This window comes from Streptomyces sp. NBC_01689 (assembly GCF_036250675.1).
Taxonomy (GTDB): Bacteria; Actinomycetota; Actinomycetes; order Streptomycetales; family Streptomycetaceae; genus Streptomyces.
Genome location: NZ_CP109592.1, coordinates 4470306 through 4494200 on the forward strand (window position 1 = coordinate 4470306; position 23895 = coordinate 4494200).

Annotated in this window: 18 protein-coding genes and 1 riboswitch; of the genes, 10 read left to right on the forward strand and 8 right to left on the reverse strand. The window is 72.0% G+C overall.

From position 1 onward, the window contains the following. Positions 1–107 precede the first annotated feature (107 nt). Both OG776_RS18990 and OG776_RS18995 read left to right on the forward strand, forming a co-directional pair. Positions 108–2039: a 2-oxoacid:acceptor oxidoreductase subunit alpha gene (locus OG776_RS18990; protein WP_329321806.1), complete on the forward strand. Its 1932-nt coding sequence runs from the start codon at positions 108–110 to the stop codon at positions 2037–2039. After that, complete coding sequence (locus OG776_RS18995) at positions 2032–3114, forward strand: 2-oxoacid:ferredoxin oxidoreductase subunit beta (protein ID WP_148009979.1); 1083 nt, start codon at positions 2032–2034, stop codon at positions 3112–3114. The genes OG776_RS18990 and OG776_RS18995 overlap by 8 nt, the downstream gene beginning before the upstream one ends. Positions 3115–3132: 18 nt before the next feature. On the opposite strand, the gene OG776_RS19000 is transcribed toward OG776_RS18995, so the two are convergent. Then, complete coding sequence (locus OG776_RS19000) at positions 3133–3486, reverse strand: winged helix-turn-helix transcriptional regulator (RefSeq protein ID WP_148010985.1); 354 nt, start codon at positions 3484–3486, stop codon at positions 3133–3135. Positions 3487–3653: 167 nt separating this feature from the next. Between OG776_RS19000 and OG776_RS19005 the strand changes: the two genes are divergently transcribed. The 4 genes from OG776_RS19005 (at position 3654) to OG776_RS19020 (ending at position 7546) form a co-directional block, all read left to right on the forward strand. Beyond that, positions 3654–4508, forward strand: coding sequence for an SDR family oxidoreductase (locus OG776_RS19005; protein ID WP_148009978.1), 855 nt, complete (start codon positions 3654–3656; stop codon positions 4506–4508). A gap of 244 nt (positions 4509–4752) precedes the next feature. Further along, entirely contained in the window at positions 4753–5727 is a 975-nt protein-coding gene (gene rarD / locus OG776_RS19010; RefSeq protein ID WP_443077367.1) for an EamA family transporter RarD, read from the forward strand. 261 nt (positions 5728–5988) lie between these two features. After that, a complete protein-coding gene (locus OG776_RS19015; RefSeq protein WP_148009977.1) occupies positions 5989–6450 on the forward strand; it encodes a VOC family protein in 462 nt (153 codons plus the stop codon). Between the two features lie 133 nt (positions 6451–6583). After that, positions 6584–7546: a M28 family metallopeptidase gene (locus OG776_RS19020; RefSeq protein WP_329321809.1), complete on the forward strand. Its 963-nt coding sequence runs from the start codon at positions 6584–6586 to the stop codon at positions 7544–7546. On the opposite strand, the gene OG776_RS19025 is transcribed toward OG776_RS19020, so the two are convergent. Then, complete coding sequence (locus tag OG776_RS19025) at positions 7543–9150, reverse strand: tetratricopeptide repeat protein (RefSeq protein WP_329321811.1); 1608 nt, start codon at positions 9148–9150, stop codon at positions 7543–7545. The genes OG776_RS19020 and OG776_RS19025 overlap by 4 nt on opposite strands. Before the next feature lie 407 nt (positions 9151–9557). Here OG776_RS19025 and OG776_RS19030 point away from each other — a divergent pair, with 407 nt between their 5' ends. Further along, positions 9558–10082 (forward strand): DUF6668 family protein, encoded by a 525-nt coding sequence (locus tag OG776_RS19030; protein WP_329321813.1) that lies wholly within the window; start codon positions 9558–9560, stop codon positions 10080–10082. Between the two features lie 18 nt (positions 10083–10100). On the opposite strand, the gene OG776_RS19035 is transcribed toward OG776_RS19030, so the two are convergent. The 4 genes from OG776_RS19035 to OG776_RS19050 form a co-directional block, all read right to left on the reverse strand. Next, entirely contained in the window at positions 10101–11114 is a 1014-nt protein-coding gene (locus OG776_RS19035; protein WP_148009974.1) for an ABC transporter permease, read from the reverse strand. Further along, positions 11101–12072 (reverse strand): ABC transporter ATP-binding protein, encoded by a 972-nt coding sequence (locus OG776_RS19040; RefSeq protein ID WP_148009973.1) that lies wholly within the window; start codon positions 12070–12072, stop codon positions 11101–11103. The genes OG776_RS19035 and OG776_RS19040 overlap by 14 nt, the downstream gene beginning before the upstream one ends. Before the next feature lie 32 nt (positions 12073–12104). Then, positions 12105–13382 (reverse strand): LolA family protein, encoded by a 1278-nt coding sequence (locus OG776_RS19045; RefSeq protein WP_148009972.1) that lies wholly within the window; start codon positions 13380–13382, stop codon positions 12105–12107. 489 nt (positions 13383–13871) lie between these two features. Then, positions 13872–14882, reverse strand: a complete 1011-nt coding sequence (locus OG776_RS19050; RefSeq protein WP_148009971.1) for a polyprenyl synthetase family protein — start codon at positions 14880–14882, stop codon at positions 13872–13874. Between the two features lie 350 nt (positions 14883–15232). On the opposite strand from OG776_RS19050, the gene OG776_RS19055 reads away from it, so the two are divergent. Together OG776_RS19055 and OG776_RS19060 are read left to right on the forward strand one after the other, a co-directional pair. Next, positions 15233–17581 (forward strand): CocE/NonD family hydrolase, encoded by a 2349-nt coding sequence (locus OG776_RS19055; RefSeq protein WP_329323729.1) that lies wholly within the window; start codon positions 15233–15235, stop codon positions 17579–17581. A 582-nt stretch (positions 17582–18163) separates the two neighbouring features. After that, positions 18164–18322, forward strand: a riboswitch (cyclic di-AMP (ydaO/yuaA leader). Between the two features lie 4 nt (positions 18323–18326). Further along, the gene (locus OG776_RS19060; protein WP_148009970.1) at positions 18327–19055 is read left to right on the forward strand and encodes a LysM peptidoglycan-binding domain-containing protein; all 729 of its coding nucleotides are present in this window, start codon (positions 18327–18329) and stop codon (positions 19053–19055) included. Between the two features lie 75 nt (positions 19056–19130). Here the strand turns inward: OG776_RS19060 and OG776_RS19065 are convergent, their stop codons facing one another. Continuing rightward, entirely contained in the window at positions 19131–19949 is an 819-nt protein-coding gene (locus OG776_RS19065) for an HAD family hydrolase (RefSeq protein ID WP_329321818.1), read from the reverse strand. Positions 19950–20503: 554 nt separating this feature from the next. Between OG776_RS19065 and fahA the strand changes: the two genes are divergently transcribed. After that, positions 20504–21709, forward strand: coding sequence for a fumarylacetoacetase (gene fahA, locus OG776_RS19070; RefSeq protein ID WP_329321820.1), 1206 nt, complete (start codon positions 20504–20506; stop codon positions 21707–21709). A 107-nt stretch (positions 21710–21816) separates the two neighbouring features. Here the strand turns inward: fahA and recQ are convergent, their stop codons facing one another. After that, on the reverse strand, positions 21817–23793 hold the full coding sequence (gene recQ, locus OG776_RS19075; protein WP_329323730.1) for a DNA helicase RecQ: 1977 nt from the start codon (positions 23791–23793) through the stop codon (positions 21817–21819). Positions 23794–23895 lie beyond the last annotated feature (102 nt).

Here is a 23895-nt window from a genome sequence, read left to right on the forward strand (position 1 = left end):
CATGCGAACCGCCGAGGGAAGGCGACCCTTACGGACGTAGGGTTGGTGCTGGGAAGGCCTTCGGGAAGGCCGCTCCCAGACAGCCGCCTCGAAGGAGGTCCAGTTCAGTGACCAGCCAGGTCAGTAGCCCAGCGGAGCAGGCCGACGAAACCGTCGTAGGAGAACAGCGCAACCCGGCGGGGGCGAAGGACGTTCGCCGGCTCGATCGGGTGATCATCCGGTTCGCGGGCGACTCCGGTGACGGAATGCAGCTCACCGGCGACCGTTTCACCTCGGAGACCGCGTCCTTCGGCAACGACCTCTCCACACTGCCGAACTTCCCCGCCGAGATCCGAGCGCCCGCAGGCACCCTGCCGGGCGTTTCCTCGTTCCAGCTGCACTTCGCTGACCACGACATCCTCACCCCGGGCGACGCGCCGAACGTCCTGGTCGCCATGAACCCGGCCGCGCTGAAGGCGAACATCGCCGACGTTCCGCGCGGCGCGGAGATCATCGTCAACACGGACGAGTTCACCAAACGGGCGATGTCGAAGGTCGGTTACGCGACGAACCCTCTGGAGGACGGCTCCCTGGACGGGTACAGCGTCCACCCGGTGCCGCTGACGACGATGACGGTCGAGGCGCTCAAGGAGTTCGAGCTGTCCCGCAAGGAGGCGGAGCGCAGCAAGAACATGTTCGCGCTGGGCCTGCTGTCCTGGATGTACCACCGGCCGACCGAGGGCACCGAGAAGTTCCTGCGGACCAAGTTCGCGAAGAAGCCCGACATCGCGGCGGCCAACCTCGCGGCGTTCCGCGCGGGCTGGAACTTCGGCGAGACGACCGAGGACTTCGCGGTCTCGTACGAGGTCGCCCCGGCCGAGCGCACCTTCCCGACCGGCACCTACCGCAACATCTCCGGGAACCTGGCCCTGTCGTACGGCCTGATCGCCGCCTCCGAGCAGGCGGACCTGCCGCTCTACCTCGGCTCGTACCCGATCACGCCCGCCTCCGACATCCTGCACGAGCTCAGCAGGCACAAGAACTTCGGCGTGCGCACCTTCCAGGCCGAGGACGAGATCGCGGGCATCGGCGCCGCGCTGGGCGCCGCCTTCGGCGGCTCGCTGGCGGTCACGACCACCTCGGGTCCGGGGGTGGCGCTGAAGTCGGAGACGATCGGGCTCGCGGTCTCCCTCGAACTGCCGCTGCTGGTCGTCGACATCCAGCGCGGCGGCCCCTCCACCGGGCTGCCGACCAAGACCGAGCAGGCCGACCTGCTGCAGGCGATGTACGGCCGCAACGGCGAGGCGCCCGTCCCGGTCGTCGCGCCCCGCACCCCGGCCGACTGCTTCGACACCGCGCTGGAGGCGGCGCGCATCGCCCTCACCTACCGCACCCCCGTCCTGCTCCTGTCGGACGGCTACCTGGCCAACGGCTCGGAGCCCTGGCGCATCCCGGACATCGACGAACTCCCTGATCTGCGGGTGCGGTTCGCGCAGGGCCCGAACCACACGCTGGACGACGGCACCGAGGTCTTCTGGCCCTACAAGCGTGACCCCGGGACCCTGGCCCGGCCCTGGGCGGTCCCGGGCACGCCCGGTCTCGAACACCGCATCGGCGGCATCGAGAAGCAGGACGGCACGGGCAACATCTCCTACGATCCCGCCAACCACGAGTTCATGGTGCGCACCCGGCAGGCCAAGATCGACGGCATCGACGTGCCGGACGTGGAGGTCGACGACCCCTCGGGCGAGGCCGACACGCTGGTGCTGGGCTGGGGTTCGACGTACGGGCCCATCACCGCGGCGGTACGGCGGCTGCGGACGGCCGGGGAGTCCATCGCGCAGGCCCACCTGCGCCATCTCAACCCCTTCCCGCACAACCTCGGCGCGGTGCTGGGACGTTACGACAAGGTGGTGATCCCCGAGATGAACCTCGGTCAGCTCGCCACCCTCGTCCGGGCGAGATACCTGGTCGACGCGCGCTCCTACAACCAGGTCAACGGCATGCCGTTCAAGGCCGAACAGCTCGCCAAGGCGCTCAAGGAGGCCATCGATGGCTGAGACGACCACGGAAGGCGCGGACGACACGATCGGGGCACTCTCCCTGGTGCCCAAGGCCGGGGCCCCGCAGTCCATGAAGGACTTCAAGTCCGACCAGGAGGTGCGCTGGTGCCCCGGCTGCGGGGACTACGCGATCCTGGCCGCCGTCCAGGGCTTCATGCCCGAACTCGGCCTGGCCAAGGAGAACATCGTCTTCGTCTCGGGCATCGGCTGCTCGTCCCGCTTCCCGTACTACATGAACACGTACGGCATGCACTCCATCCACGGCCGCGCGCCCGCCATCGCCACGGGACTCGCCTCCTCGCGCCGTGACCTGAGCGTGTGGGTGGTGACCGGGGACGGCGACGCGCTGTCGATCGGCGGCAACCACCTCATCCACGCGCTGCGCCGCAACGTGAACCTGAAGATCCTGCTCTTCAACAACCGGATCTACGGCCTCACCAAGGGCCAGTACTCGCCCACCTCCGAGGTCGGCAAGATCACCAAGTCGACGCCGATGGGCTCCCTGGACGCGCCCTTCAACCCGGTGTCGCTGGCCATCGGCGCGGAGGCCTCCTTCGTCGCCCGGACCGTGGACTCCGACCGCAAGCACCTCACCGACGTCCTGCGGCAGGCCGCCGCCCACCCGGGCACGGCGCTGGTCGAGATCTACCAGAACTGCAACATCTTCAACGACGGCGCCTTCGAGGTGCTGAAGGACAAGCAGCAGGCCGAGGAGGCGGTCATCCGCCTCGAACACGGACAGCCGATCCGCTTCGGCACCGACGGCGCCAAGGGTGTCGTACGGGACGCGCTCACCGGTGACCTCAGGGTCGTCGCCGTCACTCCGGAGAACGAGTCCCGGATCCTGGTCCACGACGCCCACGCCACGTCGCCGACCACGGCCTTCGCGCTCTCCCGGCTCGCCGATCCGGACACCCTGCACCACACGCCGATCGGCGTCCTGCGCTCCGTGGACCGGCCGGTCTACGACACCCAGATGGCCGACCAGCTGGACGCGGCCATCGAGCAGAACGGCAAGGGGGACCTGGCCACGCTGCTCGCCGGCGGGGACACCTGGACGGTCGTCGGCTGACCGGAGGAACTCGGCGGTTCAGGAGGCCCGGGCGGCTGACGCCCGGGCCTCGTCGTACCTCCGGCGGGCCTTCTCGACGTCGTCCATCCGCTCCTCGGTCCAGGCGGCCAGCGCGCGCACCTGCTCGGCGGCCTCGCGGCCGAGTCCGGTGAGCGAGTAGTCCACGCGCGGCGGGATCACGGGCTTCGCGTCCCGGTGGACCAGGCCGTCGCGCTCCAGCGTCTGGAGGGTCTGGGTGAGCATCTTCTCGCTGACCCGGCCGATCGCCCGGCGCAGCTCGCTGAAGCGGTGGGGGCGGTCGAGGAGCTGGATCAGGACGAGCACGCCCCAGCGGCTGGTGACGTGCTCCAGGACGAGGCGGTGGGGGCACATCGCCTCGCCGGTGCCGTACGTGCCGGCCGCCGGCTCACCGGCGGCGGCCCTGCCGAGTGCTGAGGTACTTACCGTCATGCCCGTACCTTACTTCAAAGTGGGTACTTTCCCATGGTTAGCGTCGCTCTTAGGGTTAGCGACAGATCACCCCACAAGGAGCTGACCCCATGAGCATCGTCGTCACCGGAGCCACCGGACACCTCGGCCGTCACGTCGTCGAAGGACTGCTGGAGAGGGTTCCGGCCGACCGGATCACCGCCGTCGTCCGCGACCCGCAGAAGGCCGCGGACCTCGCGGCCCGCGGCGTGCGGATCGCGGTCGCGGACTACAACGCGCCCGAGACCTTCGACACCGTCTTCGCCGCCGGCGACAAGGTGCTGCTGATCTCCGGCAACGAGTTCGACAAGGGCCGCGTGCGCCAGCACCAGGTCGTCCTCGACGCCGCCCGGGCCGCCGGGGTCGCGCTCTTCGCCTACACCAGCGCCCCGGGCAGCCTGACGGCCGCCCTCGCCGACGACCACCGCGACACCGAGCGGGCCATCACCGGCTCCGGCATCACCTACACCCTGCTGCGCAACGGCTGGTACAACGAGAACTACACCGAGAACCTCGCCCCGGTCCTCGCGCACGGCGCCGTCACCCAGGCCGCCGGGGAGGGCAGGATCGCGCCCGCCGCCCGCGCCGACTACGCGGCCGCCGCCGTGGCCGTCCTGACCGGCGAGGGCCACGAGAACCAGACCTACGAGCTGAACGGCGACACCGCCTGGGGGTTCGCCGAGTACGCCGCCGAGATCGCGAAGCAGTCCGGCAAGGAGATCGCCTACCACCCCGTCTCCGTCGAGACCTTCACCGGCATCCTGACCGGCGCCGGCCTGCCCGGGCCGCTCGCCGCGGTCATCGCGGGCGTCGACGCGTCCATAGAGAAGGGCGAACTCGCCGCGACCGGCGGCGATCTCTCCCGCCTGACCGGGCGTCCGACCACCCCGATCGCCGAGTCCATCGCGCTCGCCCTGAAGGGCTGACCCCGCCCGGACACCGGCCCGCCGCCCCCGCACCCCCGACTGTCATGACCGTATGGCGATACGGGCATGACAGCCGGGGGTGCGCGGCGCTACCTTCTTGGAGGCTGCACGGGAGCAGCTGTGCGAGGAGAAAGGGCCGGTGGCCGTGCAGCACCAGGCAGGGAGCACAACCGGCTCCGCGAGCTCGAGGACCGCCGGCGGCGAGCAGCGCATCGGGCTGCTGAACGGTTTCGCCGCGTACGGGATGTGGGGCCTCGTCCCCCTCTTCTGGCCGCTGCTCGAACCCGCCGGAGCACTGGAGATCCTCGCCCACCGGATGGTGTGGTCCCTCGGCGTGGTCGGTGTCGCGCTGCTCGTGATGCGGCGCTGGGCCTGGCTCGGCGAACTGCTGCGACAGCCCCGCAAGCTCGGGCTGGTCACCGTCGCGGCGGCCGTGATCACCGTCAACTGGGGCGTCTACATATGGTCCGTGAACAGCGGACACGTGGTGGAGGCGTCCCTCGGGTACTTCATCAATCCGCTCGTCACCATCGCCATGGGTGTGCTGCTGCTCAAGGAGCGGCTGCGTCCCACGCAGTGGGCGGCCGTCGGTGTCGGTCTGTGCGCGGTGGTCGTCCTCACCGTCGGGTACGGGCGTCCGCCGTGGATCTCCCTCACGCTCGCGTTCTCGTTCGCCACGTACGGGCTGGTGAAGAAGAAGGTCAACCTCGGCGGCATCGAGTCGCTCGCCGCCGAGACCGCGGTGCAGTTCGTGCCCGCGCTCGGATATCTGCTGTGGCTCGGGGCGAGGGGCGACGCGACCTTCGCCACGCACGGCGCCGGGCATGCGGCGCTGCTCGCCGCCACGGGGGTGGTGACCGCGGTGCCGCTGGTCTGTTTCGGCGCGGCCGCGATCCGGGTTCCGCTGTCCACGCTGGGGCTGCTCCAGTACCTCGCGCCCGTCTTCCAGTTCCTGCTCGGGATCCTGTACTTCCACGAGGCGATGCCGGCCGAGCGGTGGGCCGGGTTCGCGCTGGTGTGGCTCGCGTTGTCGCTCCTGACGTTCGACGCGCTGCGGACGGCCCGCCGGGGGGCGCTCGCCCTCCGGGCGCACGGGGGTGTCGCCGACGGAGGTGTCGCCGACGGGGCGCTCGGGGACGGGGCTGTCGCGGGCGCGGGCGGGATCGCCGGGCCTCGGGTGGCCGCGGACGGCGTGGCTCCTGCGGACGCCAAGCCGTAACGCTGCCGCGGGGGTTCGGCCCCTGCCTGGGGGGCTGTCGCCCCCAGACTCCGGCCAAGGGGCTCCGCCCCCTGGACCCCCGTCGCCCGAAGGGCTCGTCCTCGATCGCCGGACGGGCTGGAACGCCCAGCCCGTCCGGCGATCGAGGACACGGCCCTTGAGGCCGGAGCAAGGGTCCGAGGCGGCGGGGGCGAAGAAAAGGGCGGAGGCGTGCGGCGGGCTCGTTGCCTCGCGGTGGGCGCAACCACTATGAGTGGCTCCATGACACACACCCCGCCCCTCCACTGGAAACTCGTCATCGACGCGACCGACCCCCACACCCAGGCCGACTTCTGGGCGGCGGCCCTCGGGTACCACGTCGAGGACAACAGCACCCTCATCGAACGCCTCCTCGCCCTCGGCGCCGCCCCGCCGGAGGCCACCGTCGAGTCCCACGGCCGCCGCGCCTGGCGGGACCTGATCGCCGTACGGCACCCCGACGACCCGTACGAGGAGGAGACCGGAATCGGGCAGGGCCGCCGCCTGCTCTTCCAGCGCGTGCCGGAACTCAAGTCCGCGAAGAACCGGCTGCACCTCGACGTGCACGCGGGCCCCGGACGCCGCGCGCACGAGGTGGCCCGCCTCCAGGAACTGGGCGCGAGCGTCCTGCGGCACGTCAAGGAGCCGGGCGGCGAATGGGTGGTGATGGCCGACCCGGAGGGCAACGAGTTCTGCGTGCAGTGAGGCGGACACCACCCGACCGTGTCGGCCCGGCCGAATCGCGCTCTTGACGCCACGTCAGCCCCAGCTTCACCATCAGGCACCCCATTCACTGTGGGATTCCACTCGAATCCCCATGGAATTCGGAGCCCCCCACATGAAGCTCTCCGTTCCCGGGCGCGTCACCTCGGCCGCGATCGTCACGGCCGTCACGCTCCTCACGACCGGTGCGATATCCGGAGCGGCACCCGCCCCCACCACCCCGGCCCCCACCGCCGCGGCCGCCGCTCCCGACATCCCCGTGGCCAACGTCAAGAGCCACCTCGCCCAGCTCCAGTCGATCGCCACCGCCAACGGCGGCAACCGCGCGCACGGCCGCACCGGCTACAAGGCATCCGTCGATTACGTGAAGGCGAAGCTGGACGCGGCCGGATTCACCACGGTCCTCCAGCAGTTCACGTCCTCCGGCCGCACCGGCTACAACCTGGTCGCCGACTGGCCCGGCGGCGACACGAGCCACGTCGTGATGGCCGGCTCGCATCTCGACAGCGTGACCGCAGGCCCCGGCATCAACGACAACGGCTCCGGATCCGCCGCGGTCCTGGAGACCGCGCTCGCCGTCTCCAGAGCCCGGTACCAGCCCACCAGGCATCTGCGGTTCGCCTGGTGGGGCGCGGAGGAGCTGGGCATGGTCGGCTCGAAGTACTACGTCAACAGCCTGTCCTCGGCGAACCGGGCGAAGATCAGCGACTATCTGAACTTCGACATGATCGGCTCGCCCAACCCCGGCTACTTCGTCTACGACGACGATCCCACCATCGAGAAGACCTTCAAGGACTACTTCACCGGACTCGGCATCGCGACGGAGCCGGAGACGGAGGGCGACGGCCGCTCGGACCACTCGCCCTTCAAGAACGCGGGCATCCCGGTGGGCGGTCTCTTCAGCGGCGCCGACTACATCAAGACGGCGGCGCAGGCGGCCAAGTGGGGCGGCACGTCGGGGCAAGCCTTCGACCGCTGCTACCACGCCTCCTGCGACACCTCGTCGAACATCAACGACACGGCGCTGAACCGGAACGCGGACGCGCTGGCGTACGCCGTGTGGGGACTGTCCTCCTAGCGGACCCGGTCCGCGTCCTCACCGGAGCGGGCCCGGGCACGTCCGGCGAGCCGGCTCATGCGGGTACGGGCCGACTCGAGCTGGTCGAGGTCGTCGGCGGCGGGGCCGCCGTCGGCCACCAGCCCGGTCCACACCTCGATGAGGACGCGTCCCAGGTTCATTCCCTGCGCGGGGTCCCGGACGGCGCGCCAGGCCGTGGCCGCGCTCTGCACGTTTCCGTACGCCGCCTCCGGGTCCCGTCGCCTACGGTGGGACCGTGCGAGGTCGAGCGAGAGGTGGAACGCCTTGAGCACATCGCCGGTCAAATAGGCGATGTACGCGGAGAGTTCGCCGAGGCGCAGCACCTCGGGGTGGTCGGGTCCCAGCGACCTCGCCGCTTCCGCCACGGTCCGCTCGGCCATCGCCGCGGCCTCTTCGATCCTGCCGTCCTTCACGGCTTCGTTGATCCGCGTCACGGGCTCGGCGAGGAACCCGGCGCCCTCCGTCTCCACCACCGGCGTCAGCACCGACTCGGCGACGGCGTCGAAGCCCCGCGGCGGCGTGGGCCTGGACTCCGGCTCGGGTTCCATCACGGTCATGGCCTCCGCGGCCAGTGACGGATTCCGTGCGAAGACCACTCCGGTCGTCGGGGTCGTCCGCGCGGGGGCGGGGGGCAGCGGCCCGGGCACGGGAGGCATCTCCGGTGCCGGGCCGAACTCTCCCGTCGGGGCGACCGCGACACCGAGCGGGGCGTCCGGCACCGGCCCCTGGACCTCCCGCAGGACGTGCGTCGACGGGGCCTCGGGCCAGACCGTAGGCTCCGGGAGGCTCCCGGGCGCGGGGGCCGGGAAGGATTCGGACGCGGGGGCCGGGAAGGTCCCGGGCACGGGTTCCGGCTCGGGCACGTCGTCGGAGACCGGCTCGGGCCACACCGGAGCGACCGCCTTCGCGACGGGGGCCGCCGCGGGCTCCGCGACCGGACCGGGGGCCGGTTCCGGGATCGGCCCGGAGGCCGGCTCCGAGGCCGGTTCCGACGCCTGGTCCAGGTCCGATCCCGGCACCGGGTCCGGCTCGGGACCACCGTCCACGGCGCCGCCCGGCCCGTCGTCGGGACCGACGACGGGCCCATCGTCCGGAGCCTCTTCCGGTACCCCGTCAGGGACCCCACCGCGGCCCCGGCCGTCCCGGGCACGGGCCGCCTCCGCGTCCGGTTCCCGGTCGCGGTCCGGTACCGGCCTCACGTCCGGTTCCGGTGACGACGACGGCGGCAGCGGGGCCGGCGGAGGCGGCGGCGTACCCAGCCGTACCGGCTCGCCCGCGTACCGGCTCGACCCGTCCCCGTGCACCTGGAGCGGCACGACGAAGCCGATGCGTTCGTCGTGGACCCGGGCGAGGACGGGGTGCCCGGTGGCGCGGGCGATCCGGTGGAGGTGGTTCAGGACCGCGTGCTGCACGGTCTCGCCGGGCGGGACGGCCAGAGGCACGCCTTCCACCGTGGCGCCCGCGGCGGACGTCGGCACGTGGACCTCGACGGCCGGTGCCGGCTCACCGGTGTGTCCTCCCGGGACGGCCGCCGAGCGCTGCCGCTTGAGTTCCCGCTTCTGTTCGCGGCTGAGTCGAGACATCGGTTCCTCACTCGGGGTGTTCAGGGGAGGACGATCGGGCGGGGACGGACGCGGGAGAACGGCGCCACGGGCCGTCCGGTCCACGGGACCGGTCCCCAGCCGCGTACGACCGAGGCCGCGATGCCCTCGTACGCATCCTCGCCTCCCTCCTGCGGGCCGTGCCCGGTGGGTACGGCCGCCGGCACCGGTACCGGCGGCCGAGGCCGTCGTGCGGCGGTGTGCCGCGGGCCCGTCGGGCGTGGTACCGGCTCAGCCTGCCCACCAGTCTCCCGGTTCGCGTCCGGTCCTCGCGTCACCATGGCGTCACAGGCTCGTTCCAGGAACCCGTTCCCCGCTGCTTAACCTGTCGGGGCGCCGTGAACTCCGGCGCGTCACGACCGGTGCGCCGATGACGGAGGAGACTGGCGATGGGGATCGCGCGGCAAGGGCCGGAGGGGCCCGAGATCTGGATCCGCGGACCGGTGGGCGAGGAGTCGCCGCCGTGGCCCGGACACGGACCGGTCCTCGCGCGAGCGCGGCGGTTCGCCTGGGTCGCCACCCACGGCGGGGCCGGCACCTCCACCCTCGCGACGGTCTTCGGCGGCGTGGACGCGGGCCGCGACTGGCCGCGGTCCGAGCCCGGCGCGTCGTGGTCGGTCTTCCTCGTGGGGCGCACGCACGCGGCGGGGCTGGACGCCGTCTCGTACACCCTGGACATCTTCCGCCGGGGCGAGGCGCCGCCGGGGCTCGACCTCGAGGCCGTGGTCCTGGTGGCGGACGCGCCCGGCCGGCTGCCCCGTCCGCTCGCCCAGGGGGTCAAGGCGCTGAGCTCGGTCGTCGACGTCCACGAGGTGCCGTGGGTACCGGCCTGGCGGATCGGCGACCTCGGGTCCGGGGTGCCGCGCGAGAGCGCCGCGCTGGCCCGGCTGACCGCGTCCGCGCGGCACGCCTGAAACCCACCGCAGCGGCCACTACGCGGTGATGTCCTTCGCCGAGAACCGCGCCCAGGCGGCCGAGCCGAACACCACGGCGTACAGGCCCTGGAGGCCGAGGTTGCGGACGATGTCGTCCCAGTAGACCGGGTCGCGCATGAGGTCGGCGAAGGACAGCCAGTAGTGGGAGAAGAAGTACGGCTGGAGGGCGTGCAACTGGGGGATCTGGTCGAGGATCTGGACGGTGATGAGGAGTCCGACGGTCGTCGCCATCGCCGCGATGCCGCTGTTCGTCAGCGTCGAGACGAACAGGCCGAGGGCCGCCACGCCGATCAGTGAGGCGGCGACGACCAGCGCGATGAGGAACGCCCGGCCGAGCCCCTCGCCCAGGCTGATCCGGGTCCCGGAGATCGTCGTCAGCTCGCCCAGCGGGAAGAGGAGCGCACCCACCGCGAGCGCCGAGACCGCCACCACCACCGTCGCGACCACGCAGAACGCCATCGTGGTCGCGTACTTGGTGAGCAGCAGCCGGGTCCGGCCCGCGGGGGCGACGAGGAGATAGCGCAGGGTCCCGGCGTTCGCCTCGCCCGCCAGCGCGTCGCCCGCGACGACACCGATCGCCATCGGCAGGAAGAACGGCAGCGTCGCGGCGAGCGCCGTGAAGACCAGGAACAGCCCGTTGTTGGTGACCTGCGCGATGAACGCCGGTCCCCCGCCGCCCTCGCCGCCGGCCGACGAGCCGTCCCGCGTCTCGATCCTGATGGCGACCCCGATGAGGACCGGTACGGCCGCGAGGACGCCCAGCAGCGCGAGAGTCCGCCAGCGCCTGAAGGTCGTGAGGAGTTCGCTGCCCAGCAGCCCGAACGTCCACAGCACGCGGGGGGTCCGCACGGCCGCCGTGCCGCTTCCCGGGACCTGCGCTCCGCCGGTCGGCCCGGGCGGCGCCCCACCGCTCCGTACGAGCGCCGTCGCCCCGCGCCGCCCGGCCGGCGCCCCGTGGCCCTGTCCGGCCCGGACGCCGTCCGGCTCGGCCGGTCCGTCAGCCCGCGACATCGAAGCCCTCCCCCGTCAGTGCCAGGAACGCGTCCTCCAGCGAGGCCCGTTCCACCCCGAAGCCGCGCACCCGGACGCCCGCCGTGACCAGCGCGGCGTTCAGTTCGGCGAGTTCGCGGTCCCGGTCCGGCGGCTCGGCGGTCACACCCGTCTCGGTCACCACCACGTCCCCGACCCCCTGTTCCTTCAGGACACGTGCCGCGTCCCCGGGATCGGGCGTGGTCACCACGAGGCGGCCCCGCGCGCCGGCCGCGAGATCGGCCACCGCGCCCTGCGTGATCAGTCTCCCCTGGGCCATCACGGCCGCATGCGTACACACCTGTTCGATCTCGTCGAGCAGATGTGAGGAGAGGAAGACGGTCGTGCCGTCCGAGGCCAGTTCCCGCACGAGGGAGCGGATCTCCCGCATGCCCTGGGGGTCGAGGCCGTTGGTCGGCTCGTCCAGGACCAACAGCCGGCGGGGCTGGAGGAGCGCTGCCGCGAGCCCGAGCCGCTGCTTCATGCCGAGCGAGTACGCCTTGGCCTTCTTGCCCGCGGCGGCGGTGAGTCCGACCCGGTCGAGGGCGGCCGCGACTCGTGCGCGCCGGGTGCGCGGGTCGGCGGTCGGATCGGCGGCGTCGTACCGCAGGAGGTTGTCGCGGCCGGAGAGGAAGCCGTACAGGGCGGGACCCTCGATGAGGGCGCCCACCTGCGGGAGGACGGTGCGCGCGGCGCGTGGCATGGGCCGGCCCAGGACGCGCGCCGTGCCCGAGGTCGGCTCGATCAGGCCCATCAGCATGCGGATGGTGGTGGTCTTGCCCGAGCCGTTCGGTCCGAGGAAGCCGAAGACGCTGCCCGCCGGGACGGTCAGGTCGAGACCGTCGACGGCGAGCTGCCCGCCGCGGTAGCGCTTGGTGAGCGCACGGGTGGCGATCACCGTGTCCACCATGTCCGGTTCCGCGGCGGACAGTTCCTCCATGGGCTCCCTCGATTCGAGCTTCGCCGGCGCGTCTACTGGGCCGCGTCGGCCGCCTTCACCAGCGCGGACTTGGTGACGGCGCCCGCGTACACCTTGCCGTCGTCCGTGACCAGCGCGTTGATCAGGCGGGTCGAGAAGACCGTGCCCGAGCCGAACTTGCCGGAGACGTGGTCGCCCAGCGAGTTCAGGAACCCGGAGAAGGGGCCCTCGCCGGACGCGGAGCCGGAGGGCACGCCCTGGCCGCCGGTGTCGAACTCGACGATCGAGCTCCAGCCCTCACCGATGGTCTTCCCGCCGCCGAGGCCCTTGCCGAGGTCCCCACCGGGCTTCGGGGAGGCCCCCGGGAGCTTGCCGTGCCCGCTCCCGTCGTGGTCCGTGCCCTTGTCCGCGTGCTTGCCGAGGTCCTTGCCCAGCTCGTCGCCCTCGGTGACCTTCGCACCCTTCGGCGGGGTGAAGTCGAAGGTCGAGGCGGCCGGCCTGGAGAAGTCGACCTTGGTGAAGCCCGCGTCCACGACGGCCGCGCCGCCGCTCGCCGGTGTCAGCGTGAACTTCAGCGGCACGCCGGTCTTCGCGTCCACCGCCACGCTGATCGCGCCGACCGTGGACCCGGACTGCCGGGGCTTGACGACCAGCTTGTAGGCGTCCCGGCCCGCGACCTGAGCGGTGCCGTCGACGGTCACGGAGGTCGTGTCGTCGACGGCCTTCAGTGCCTCGTCGGCGAGCTCCTTGGGCGTGCCGGGGACGTCCTCGGGCGCCGCTCCCCGCCGCTCGCCGGAGGCGGCCGCCGTCGAGTGGTACACCGCATTCGACTTGCTGTCGTACGCCCATACGTCCTTGCCGTTGCGGATGACGCTGTACTCGGCGGCGTTCTCCAGCAGCGAGACCTTGCCCTTGTCCGGGCCGTCGGCCGCGACGCGCAGGGTGTGCGTGCCGGAGGCCAGCTCCATGAGCTTGGACTGCGGGTCGGCGGAGGAGCCGCCGTCACCCCGGGCGGCGCCGGACATCAGGCTGTTCTCCAGGCCGCCCAGGTCGGGCAGTCCGAGGTCGGCGGTGATCTTGACCGTGCCGGAGAGCTGCTGGACGTCGGACGCCGCGATCTTCTCGACGAGCTGCTGCGCGGTGATCTTCGGCAGGCTGGGGTCACCGGAGTCGGCGAGCGCCGGGACGAGCCCGATGGTCGCCGCCGCCACCCCCACCACCGCGACCGGGACGACGTACCGCGTGGCCCTGCGGCGGCCGGCGCGCGTGTCGTCGGCCTCGTCGCGCAGCCCTTCCGCTCCGGCGTTCCTGTCGGATTCGTTCGGTGCCATGTGTGCCTTACCTCCGTCGTCGGCGGCGGCCTGCCATCCTGCGCTTCCCCACACCTCTAGCCGCCATTCTCACCCGAACCGGTGAGGAGTGGTGTTCTCCATATGACCAAATCGGGCGGAGAGATGCGTCAGACCCCGGACGCAACTCGGCGTACTCCTTCGGTATGACACGGAGAGGCGGTGTCTCCCGCGACCCGTAGGGGTCGCCGAGCACACCGCCCCGCGCATCCCGCGATTCCGCGCTCTCCCGCACCGGCGGGGCCGCGTCCCCGTGTCGGCCTCCGACCTTCGGCCATAGGTCAGCGACCTCCCGCCATCGGCCACCGATGCGGACCGATTCTGATTCTGGACATGACCCAAGTATGTGACGCACGTCACAATCCCGGGCCCGTCCGCCATGGAAGGCACCCTCGCGTCCACCGTCGCGGACACCGGCCGGGACCGTCGCGCGGCACCGGCCGGGACCGTCGCGCGGCACCGGCGAAGGCGTCAGCCCGCGCGGTGCACCACCGCGTCCACGAGCTCCACCAGGGCGGCCTTCGCGTCGCACTCCGGCAGCGGAGCCACCGCGGCCCGTGCCTCCTCCGCGTACCGCACGGTGTCCCGGCGCGCCTGTTCCAGCGCCGGGTGCGCCCGCAGCCGGGCCAGCGCCTCGGCGTGCCGGTCGTCGTCGGTGAGGTCGGAGTCCAGCAGCTCGCACAGCGCGATGTCCTCGGCGAGACCGAGCCGCTCCGCCCGCTCGCGCAGCCGCAGCACCGGCAGCGTGGGAATGCCCTCGCGCAGATCCGTCCCGGGCGTCTTCCCCGACTCGTGCGAGTCGGACGCGATGTCGAGCACGTCGTCCGCGAGCTGGAAGGCGACGCCCAGCCGCTCCCCGTACTGCGTCAGTACGTCCACGACCGTCTCGTCGGCGCCCGACATCATCGCGCCGAACCGGCACGCCACGGCGACCAGCGAACCGGTCTTGCCGCTCAGCACGTCGAGGTAGTGCTCGACCGGGTCCCGCCCGTCGCGCGGCCCCGCGGTCTCGAGGATCTGTCCGGTGACCAGCCGTTCGAACGCCTCGGCCTGGACGCGGACGGCCTCGGGCCCGAGGTCGGCCAGCGTGTGCGACGCGCGCGCGAAGAGGAAGTCGCCGGTGAGGACGGCCACCGAGTTGCCCCAGCGGGTGTTCGCGCTGGGCACCCCGCGCCGCGCGTCGGCCTCGTCCATCACGTCGTCGTGGTACAGCGTGGCGAGATGAGTCAGCTCGACGACCACGGCCGAGGGCACGACACCCGGCGCGTAGGGGTCGCCGAACTGCGCCGCGAGCATCACGAGCAGCGGGCGGAACCGCTTCCCGCCCGCCCGCAGGAGGTGTTGCGCGGCTTCCGTGATGAAGGGGACCTCGCTCTTGGTGACTTCGAGCAAGCCCTCCTCGACAGCCGCCAATCCGGCCTGGACATCGGCTTCGAGAGCCTGGTCCCGCACGCTCAGCCCGAACGGCCCGACGACGGTCACGAGAGGTTCTCCTGTCTGCTGACGATCACATGGCGAACTCGGTCGATCATTCGGTCGATGACACGGTTTGTCGATGTGTCGCTGCCATCACTCAAGTCAGCGTATCCGGTCACGTTTCGATCACCACGAGCGCCCACCGTCCCCGCCGCCGACTTCCTCCCGACATCCTCCCGACTTCCCTCCCGCCCGGCCTCCGATGTCTCCGGGACGCAGACGGTCCCACGTTCCGGCGGCGGCCGATCCCGAACGGTATGTTCGTCATCGGCACTTATGTAGCCATATGGGACGAATCCCGCGAGGGCACCGAGGACACCGAGGACACCGAGGACACCGAGGACACCGAGACGAGCATGCACATCCGTACAGCCTTCCCCTACGAGACGACTCACGAGGACCTCTGGATCCCCCTGGCGGACGGCACCCGGCTGTACGCACGCATGTGGCGCCCGTGCACCGAGGAACCCGTCCCCGCACTGCTCGAATACCTCGCGGACCGCCTCAGCGACTCGACGGCGCCGCGCGACGCGCAGCGCCACCCCTGGTACGCGGGCCACGGCTACGCCTCCGTCCGGGTGGACGCCCGTGGCCACGGCAACTCGGAGGGCGTGCCCGCGGGCGCGGAGACCACCGAGCCCGCCGACGGGGTGGAAGTGGTCCACTGGCTGGCCGCCCGGCCCTGGTGCGACGGCAGGGTCGGCATGTTCGGCATCTCCCGGGGAGGTGACATCTCCCTCCGGGTCGCGGCCCGCGCGCCCGAACCCCTGAAGGCGGTCGTCACGGTCTGCCCGGCCGACGACGGCTTCGGTCCGGGCGTCGGCCCCGGCCGTGCGGGACATTCCCTCCTCACCGCCGGCGCGCACGCCCGCGCGGCCGCGGCACTCGCCCGCACCGCCCGGCCACCCGACCCCGCGTACGTCGGCGAGGCCATGTGGCGCGGCCTGTGGGCGGACCGCCTGGAGGCGGTGGACCGGTTCATCCGTACGAGGCCGCCGCACCCGGCCCAAGGCGTGCACGGGGGCGACGGGAACGGCGAGGACGGCGCGGGCGACGAGGGCCGCGGCGGGACCCCGGGCGACCTCTCCGCGATCCGCGCGGCCGTACTGGCGGTCGGCGGCTGGCACGACCCGCACCGCGACGCGGTGCTGCGCCTGGTCCAGGGCCTCCCGCCGGACCGGGTACGCGGCCTGATCGGGCCCTGGTCGCACCAGTACCCTGACCAGGACCGGTCGCCGGGCGCGGCGATCGGCTTCCTCCAGGAGACGCTGCGCTGGTGGGACCACTGGCTCGGTCGGCCCGGCACACCCGGGCCGACCGCCCCGGCCACGAGCGCACCGGCGGACCGGGACCCGGATCCGGACGCGCACGCAGGCGCGGTCGCGGTCGCGGAGCCGGACGCGGTCGCGGTCGCGGTCGCGGTCGCGGTCGCGGAGCCGGACGCGGTCTCAGACCTGGGCGTGAATCCGGACCCCGCCCCGGACCCGGTCGCGGACCCGGCCCCTGACGCGAACCCGAACCCGGACCCGAACCCCAGGACACCGGCGGGTACCGGTGCCGGATCGGTGATGTCGGAGCCCCTGCTGCGCTCCTACGTCATGGACGCGCACCCGCCGGCGACGGCCTACCCGGTCCTGTCCGGCCGGTGGGTGGGCGACACCGCCTGGCCCTCCCCCCTGGTCACCCCCGTCACCCACCCGCTCCGGGGCGCGCCGGTGCTCGTGCGCTCCCCTCAGCACACCGGCGTGGACGCGGGCCGCTTCCGCCCCGCCGGGGGCGACGCGGACCTGCCGCCGGACCAGCGGGAGGAGGACGCGCGATCCGCCTGCTTCGAGTTCGAGGTGCCCGGCGAGACCTGGATCCTGGGCAGCCCGTGCGTGCGCCTGCGCCTGACCCTCCATGCGGCCCGGGGGCAGGTGATCGCCCGGGTGTGCGACGTGGCCCCCGACGGCTCCTCGACCCTGGTCACTCGGGGTGCCCTGATCATGTCGCCGCGCAACGGCCGCGATCAGGTGACCCGCCGGGTACCGGGCACCACGGAGGACGTCCGTCTCGACCTGGCCGCCATCGGCTACGCCGTCCCGCCCGGCCACCGCATCCGTCTCGCCCTCTCCTCCACGTACTGGCCGTGGATCTGGCCCGAGCCGGGACCGGAGGCCGGCTTCACCCTGGACCCGTCGGCCAGTTCCCTCGAACTCCCGGTCCGGGCAAGGGAGTCGGACCCCACGATCACTTTCGCGGAGCCACAGCACTCCGTCCCGCTCGGGGTGGTCTCCGCGCCGACCCTCGACGAACCCCGCCCGGAACAAAGGGTCGTGCACGACGTGGCGAAGGACGAGTGGTGCCTCGAAGCGGTCCCCCACCACCACGGCACCCGTGTCCACCCCGACGGGCTCGCGCACACGGAGGAGGGGCTGGAGACGTACTCCGTGCGCGAGGCCGACCCCCTGACCGCCCGCGCCCGCTCCTCCTGGTCGGTCCGGCTGCACCGGGCCGAGCCACCCGGGGTCTGGGACGCACGGGTCGAGGTCCGCTCCGAAGTCACCTGCGAACACGACGACTTCATCGCCTCCGGCGAGCTGGTCTGCAAGGACGGCGACGAGGTCGTCTTCCACCGGACCTGGGAGCGGAGGATCCCGCGCACGGCGGGCCGACGGTCCGACGACGACACCGGCGCCCCCGCGGAGCGGAGCACGCGCCGGTGAATCCCCGGCCGACCTGACGGATCCCGGCGAGGGACGCCCGCCCTCCCTCCCGGCCACCGGGAACCCGTCCCGCCCGTCGCCGTCATCTGGGCGGACACGACACCCTGGGACAACAGCCTTATCCCGGAACGGAGTTCGTTCTCCGGCCCGACAGGGATCACCGCGGGCGCCCTGAACGGCGTTCCCGTGGGCGCCACTTCAGGAGCGAGGGCGGCCGGCTCCCCCACGACACCCCCGTCACGGGCCGGACCGTACGGTCGGTACGTCCGCCCCTGACGAGCCTCACAGCGACGCCTTACACGCGCCTTATATGCCCGACTTGCCGCCATTGCCGGTTTATTCCTGGCGCAATGAGTGAGTTGAGTCACGCGCGAAGGTCATCAACACCGTCCTCCCGCTCAACGACTACCCATTTGCATAAGCCAAGTTGAGCGAAGAATTCCGGATTAATCGGGCAAATCAACTGCCCTTATGTCCTGGTGAAAACGATCTACACCGCGACATCAAGTCTTGTTTCGGACATGTGCTCTCGCATACCTTCACGTCACTCCGGACGGACCGCCCAATCCTGCCGCCGACCGGAGACCGAACCCGACCACACACGCACGGCAGGAGCGGGGGACCCAGGTAAGTCGCCGATCCGGAGTCCGGAACGGCTAGGGGTGAAGTCGCACTCACCGTGCGGCCGGGCAGCTCCCGCCCGAACCCGACAGCTCACCTCGCAGGCGCCGGAGAGGAACTCGTCATGGCCGCAGCAGGTAGACACAGCCACCCGAAGTCCCGCAGCACCCTCGTCCGCGGCATCCTCGCCGCCGGCACGGGCGCCGCGGTACTCGCCCTCCCGCTCCTGGGCGCCACCTGCGCACAGGCCGCCACGGGCACCTCCGACGCCCAGCTCGTCACCTACAAGGTGGTCGCGGGCGACACCCTGGTCAAGATCGCGAAGAAGTACCCCTCCACCGGCGGCTGGAAGAAGCTGTACGAGGCCAACACCGCGGTCATCGGTTCCGACCCGTCGGCACTCCGCACGGGAATCACCCTGACGATCGGGACTAAAACCGTCCAGAACGCCACGAAGTCGACAAGCGCCACCGCGGCGGTCGCCAAGACCGCGAAGTCCACGACGGTCACGACCGCGGCCGCCAAGACGTACACCAACGATCTCGACGGCTGGATCAAGCAGTCGCTCGACATCATGGCCAAGTCCGGAATCCCGGGCACCTACAACGGCATCTACCGCAACGTCATGCGGGAGTCCTCCGGGAACCCGAAGGCGATCAACAACTGGGACTCCAACGCCGCGGCCGGAATCCCCTCCAAGGGCCTGCTCCAGGTCATCGACCCGACGTTCAAGGCCTACCACGTGCCCGGCACGTCGATGGACCCCTACGACCCGGTCGCGAACATCACCGCCGCCTGCAACTACGCCGCGGCGAAGTACGGCTCGATCGACAACGTCAACGGCGCCTACTGACGGGACGCCCCGGAACCGGGGCGCCGGAACGGACTTCCGGCGCCCCGCGAACCGGGCGACGACGGAGAGCCGGGGCTACCGGGCGAAGAGCGGGAACAGCCGCTCCAGCACCACCGCGACCCCGTCCTCCTCGTTCGACAGCGTCACCTCGTCGGCCACCGCCTTGAGCTCCGGATGGGCACCGGCCATGGCGACCCCATGGGCGGCCCAGTCGAACATGGGGATGTCGTTGGGCATGTCCCCGAAGGCGATGGTGGTCTCGCGAGCCAGCCCGAGATGGGCGGCGGCCAGCGCCAGCCCCGTCGCCTTGGTCACCCCGCATGGCTGGAGTTCGACCGTGCCGGGACCCGACATGGTGACGGTGGCCAGCGAACCCACCGCTCCCCTGGCCGTCGCGGCCAACTCGTCGTCGGACAGCAACGGGTGGCGCAGCAGCACCTTGCTGATCGGCTCCGCCCACAGGTCGTCCCGGCGCCCGACCCGTACCGCGGGAAGCGTCGGGTGCGGCATCACATAGCCGGGCTCGATGAGGGTCAGCCCGTCCACGCCGTCCTGGTCCACCGCCGCGTGGAGCAGTCCGACCTCCGCCTCGATCTTGCCCAGCGCCGTCTCCGCGAGTTCCCTGTCCAGTGTCACCGACCACAGCAGACGGTCCTCGACCGCGTCGTAGAGCTGTGCCCCCTGGCCGCACACCGCCAGTGCCGCGCCGCCGAGTTCACCGAGGAGCGGACGCACCCGCGGCGCGGGACGCCCCGTCACGACCAGGTGCCGGGCGCCCGCCTCCACCGCGCTCGCCAGCGCGGCCCGGGTCCGGTCGGAGACCGTGTCGTCGCCGCGGAGCAGCGTTCCGTCCAGGTCAGTGGCGATGAGTGAATATGCAGTCGGCGCGGCCATGATCCGAAGAATACGGATCGAACGACTCACTGGCCCGGCGTGAACCGGACGACGTCCGGTATCCCGTCAGCAACGCCGTTCACCGCACGGGCCGGAGGCCATTGACGCCGTCAGCCGCCCTCGATCCGCCGCGCCGGACACCCCGGATCCACCGGCCGTCCCCACCAACACCCGCCCCGCACCGGGCCGTTGCGATCCGCTCACGCTCGGCCGCCATCCGCTGGGGCCGAGACCGGGGCCCGGACCGAGGCCAGGACCGGGACCGGGACCCGGGCCGCGGACGGACCCAGGATCGAGGACGGTCCCGGGGTCCACGTCGCAAGTCGGGGTCGGCACCCGCCCCGGAACGCCCCGCCCCGCACCGGCGGCAGCCGCTGTACGACCGCGAGCATCGCGCTGGAATTGCCCGATCCGGAGAGACCTTTGCGGACATGGCGAACTCTTCAGACACTGCCCGGCACGGTCGCTCCCCCGTAACGTGTGCCCAGACCACACAGAACGTGTGGAACACCTGGACCACGGCGCGTACGACCACGAAAGCGAGGCACCACCCGATGCCCCCCTTCGATGTCCCCGAGGGCGATCCCTTCGGCCCGCACAACCTCCCCTACGGCGTCTTCTCCCGGGCCGGCTCGTCCGAACGGAGCGTCGGCGTCCGGCTCGGCGACCACGTCCTCGACGCCGGTGCGGCGGCTCTGGCGCTCGGCTCCCCGTACGCCGGCCTGCTCGCGCGACCGACCCTGAACCCGCTGCTCGCGGCGGGCCGCACGGCCTGGTCCGACGTGCGCCGCGCGCTGACGGCCTGGGTGACGGTCCCGGCCCACCGGGAGACCGTGGAGCCCCATCTGCACCCCCTCTCCGAGGTGACCCTGCACCTCCCGTTCGAGGTCGCCGACTACGTCGACTTCTACGCCTCCGAGAACCACGCCCGGAACGTCGGACAGATCTTCCGTCCCGACGCGGCGGACTCCCTCACCCCCAACTGGAAGCACCTTCCGATCGGCTACCACGGCCGCGCGGGCACGGTGGTGGTGTCGGGTACGGAGGTGGCGCGTCCGTCGGGTCAACGCAAGGCCCCCGCCGACGCCGAGCCCGTCTTCGGCCCGTCCGTCCGGCTCGACATCGAGGCGGAGGTCGGTTTCGTGGTCGGCACTCCCTCGCCCCTCGGCACCCCGGTGCCGCTCGCCGACTTCCGCGACCACGTCTTCGGCCTGTGCCTCCTCAACGACTGGTCGGCGCGTGACATCCAGGCCTGGGAGTACGTCCCGCTCGGTCCGTTCCTGGGCAAGTCCTTCGCCACCTCGGTGTCGGCGTGGATCACCCCGCTCGACGCCCTGGACGACGCCCGGGTCGCGCCCCCGGCCCGCACGCACCCCCTACTTCCCTACCTGGACGACTCCGCGGAGGACCCCGGCGGGTACGACCTCCGTATCTCCGTCGCCGTCAACGGCCATGTGGTCTCGGAGCCGCCCTTCTCCACCATGTACTGGACGGGAGCGCAGCAGCTCGCCCACATGACGGTCAACGGAGCCTCCCTGCGCACCGGTGACCTGTACGGCTCGGGAACGGTCAGCGGGCCCTCGCCGCAAGAGCGGGGCTCCCTCCTCGAACTCACCTGGAACGGCAGCGAGCCTCTCGAACTCCCCACCGGCAAGCGCGCCTTCCTCGAGGACGGCGACGAGGTGACGATGACGGCCTGGGCCCCCGGCCCAGGCGGTACCCGGGTCGGCCTCGGCGAGGTGACGGGGCGCATCCGCTAGTCCCCTCTCCCCTAGTCACCCCGCGCCCGGCCCGGGCGCGGGGTGGGTGCCGCCCGACGGGGCCCCTGTCCCGCCTCCCCCGGCCCCGGGGCACGGACCGGGTCGCGCTACATCCAGTCCTCCGGCGGCTCCGCGTCCAGCTCCGGCCAGTCCGGGTCCGGCGCCTCCTCCGCGGCGGCGGGTGCCGAGGCTTCTCCAGGGGCGCCACCCAGGGCCGCGAGCACGCCGACCACGCCCTCCCCGTACGTCGCGAGCTTCTTCTCGCCCACCCCGCTGATCCCCCCGAGGTCCGCCACGGAGGTGGGCCACACCGTCGCGATCTCGCGCAGCGTGGCGTCGTGGAAGATGACGTACGCCGGGACCCCCTGTTCCTTCGCCTGTTCCCCGCGCCACGCGCGCAGGGCCTCGAAGGCGGGGACCAGCTCCTGCGGCAGCTCCGCGACGGCCTTGGCCTTGCGCTCACCCCGCGAGGACGAGGAACGGGCCGTGGCCGGCTTCGGCTGCTCCTTGCGCAGCAGCACCTCCCGCTCGCGCCGCAGCACCGTCCCGCTCTCCTCGGTCAGCACCAGCGTCCCGTACTCGCCCTCGACCGCGAGCAGCCCCTGCGCGAGCAACTGCCGTGCGACACCGCGCCATTCGGACTCCGACAGCTCCTCGCCGATGCCGAACACCGACAGCTGGTCGTGGTCGAACTGGATCACCTTGGCGGTCCGGCGCCCCAGGAGGATGTCGACGATCTGGAGTGCGCCGAACTTCTGCCCGCGCTCGCGCTGCAACCGCACCACCGTGGACAGCAGTTTCTGCGCCGAGACCGTGCCGTCCCAGGTCTCGGGCGGCGTCAGGCAGGTGTCGCAGTTGCCGCACGCCGGGGTGTGCGGGTCCTGGCCGAAGTAGGCCAGCAGCTGGGAGCGCCGGCACTGGGCCGTCTCGCACAGTGCCAGCATCGAGTCCAGGTGGGCGGCCGCCCGGCGGCGGAACGACTCGTCGCCCTCGGAGCCCTGGATCAGCTTGCGCTGCTGCACGACGTCCTGCAGGCCGTACGCCATCCAGGCCGTGGACGGCTGTCCGTCACGGCCCGCGCGGCCCGTCTCCTGGTAGTAGCCCTCCACCGACTTGGGCAGGTCGAGGTGGGCGACGAACCGCACGTCCGGCTTGTCGATGCCCATGCCGAAGGCGATGGTCGCGACGACGACCAGGCCCTCTTCGCGCAGGAAGCGCGACTGGTGCGCGGCGCGGGTGCCCGCGTCCAGGCCCGCGTGGTACGGCACCGCCTCGACGCCGTTGCGGGACAGGAACTCGGCGGTCTTCTCGACCGAGTTGCGCGAGAGGCAGTACACGATGCCCGCGTCGCCCGCGTGCTCCTCGCGCAGGAACGACAGCAGCTGCTTCTTGGGGTCGGCCTTCGGGACGATCCGGTACTGGATGTTGGGCCGGTCGAAGCTCGCCTCGAAGTGGCGCGCGTGCGGCATGGCCAGGCGCTGGGTGATCTCCTTGTGCGTCGCGCGGGTGGCCGTCGCCGTCAGCGCGATGCGCGGGACGTCCGGCCAGCGCTCTCCGAGCAGCGAGAGCGTCAGGTAGTCCGGGCGGAAGTCGTGGCCCCACTGGGCGACGCAGTGCGCCTCGTCGATCGCGAAGACGGAGATCTTCGCCCGGGACAGCAGGTCCAGCGTGCTCTCCAGCCGCAGCCGCTCCGGGGCCAGGTACAGCAGGTCCAGCTCGCCGGCCAGCAGCTCGGCCTCGACGAGGCGGCGCTCGTCGAAGTCCTGCGTGGAGTTCATGAACCCGGCGCGCACACCCAGCGCGCGCAGTGCGTCCACCTGGTCCTGCATCAGGGCGATCAGGGGTGAGACGACCACGCCCGTACCCGGTCTGACCAGGGAGGGAATCTGATAGCACAGTGACTTGCCGCCGCCCGTCGGCATCAGGACGACGGCGTCACCGCCCGCCACCACGTGCTCGATGATCGCTTCCTGCTCGCCGCGGAAGGCGTCGTACCCGAAGACCCGGTGAAGCGTGGCCAGTGCCTCGCTCTCCCCCAGCTGCTCCGTCGCGTCCGCTTCGGTCATCACACCCGTCCCGCCCATCGTCCTGTCCCCCGTGCGTCGCGCCTCGACCACTGCGTCCACGATAGGGGTCCGCGCCGACACTCCTGGAGTTGTCCACAGGCTGCGACCGGCCGGCTTCTC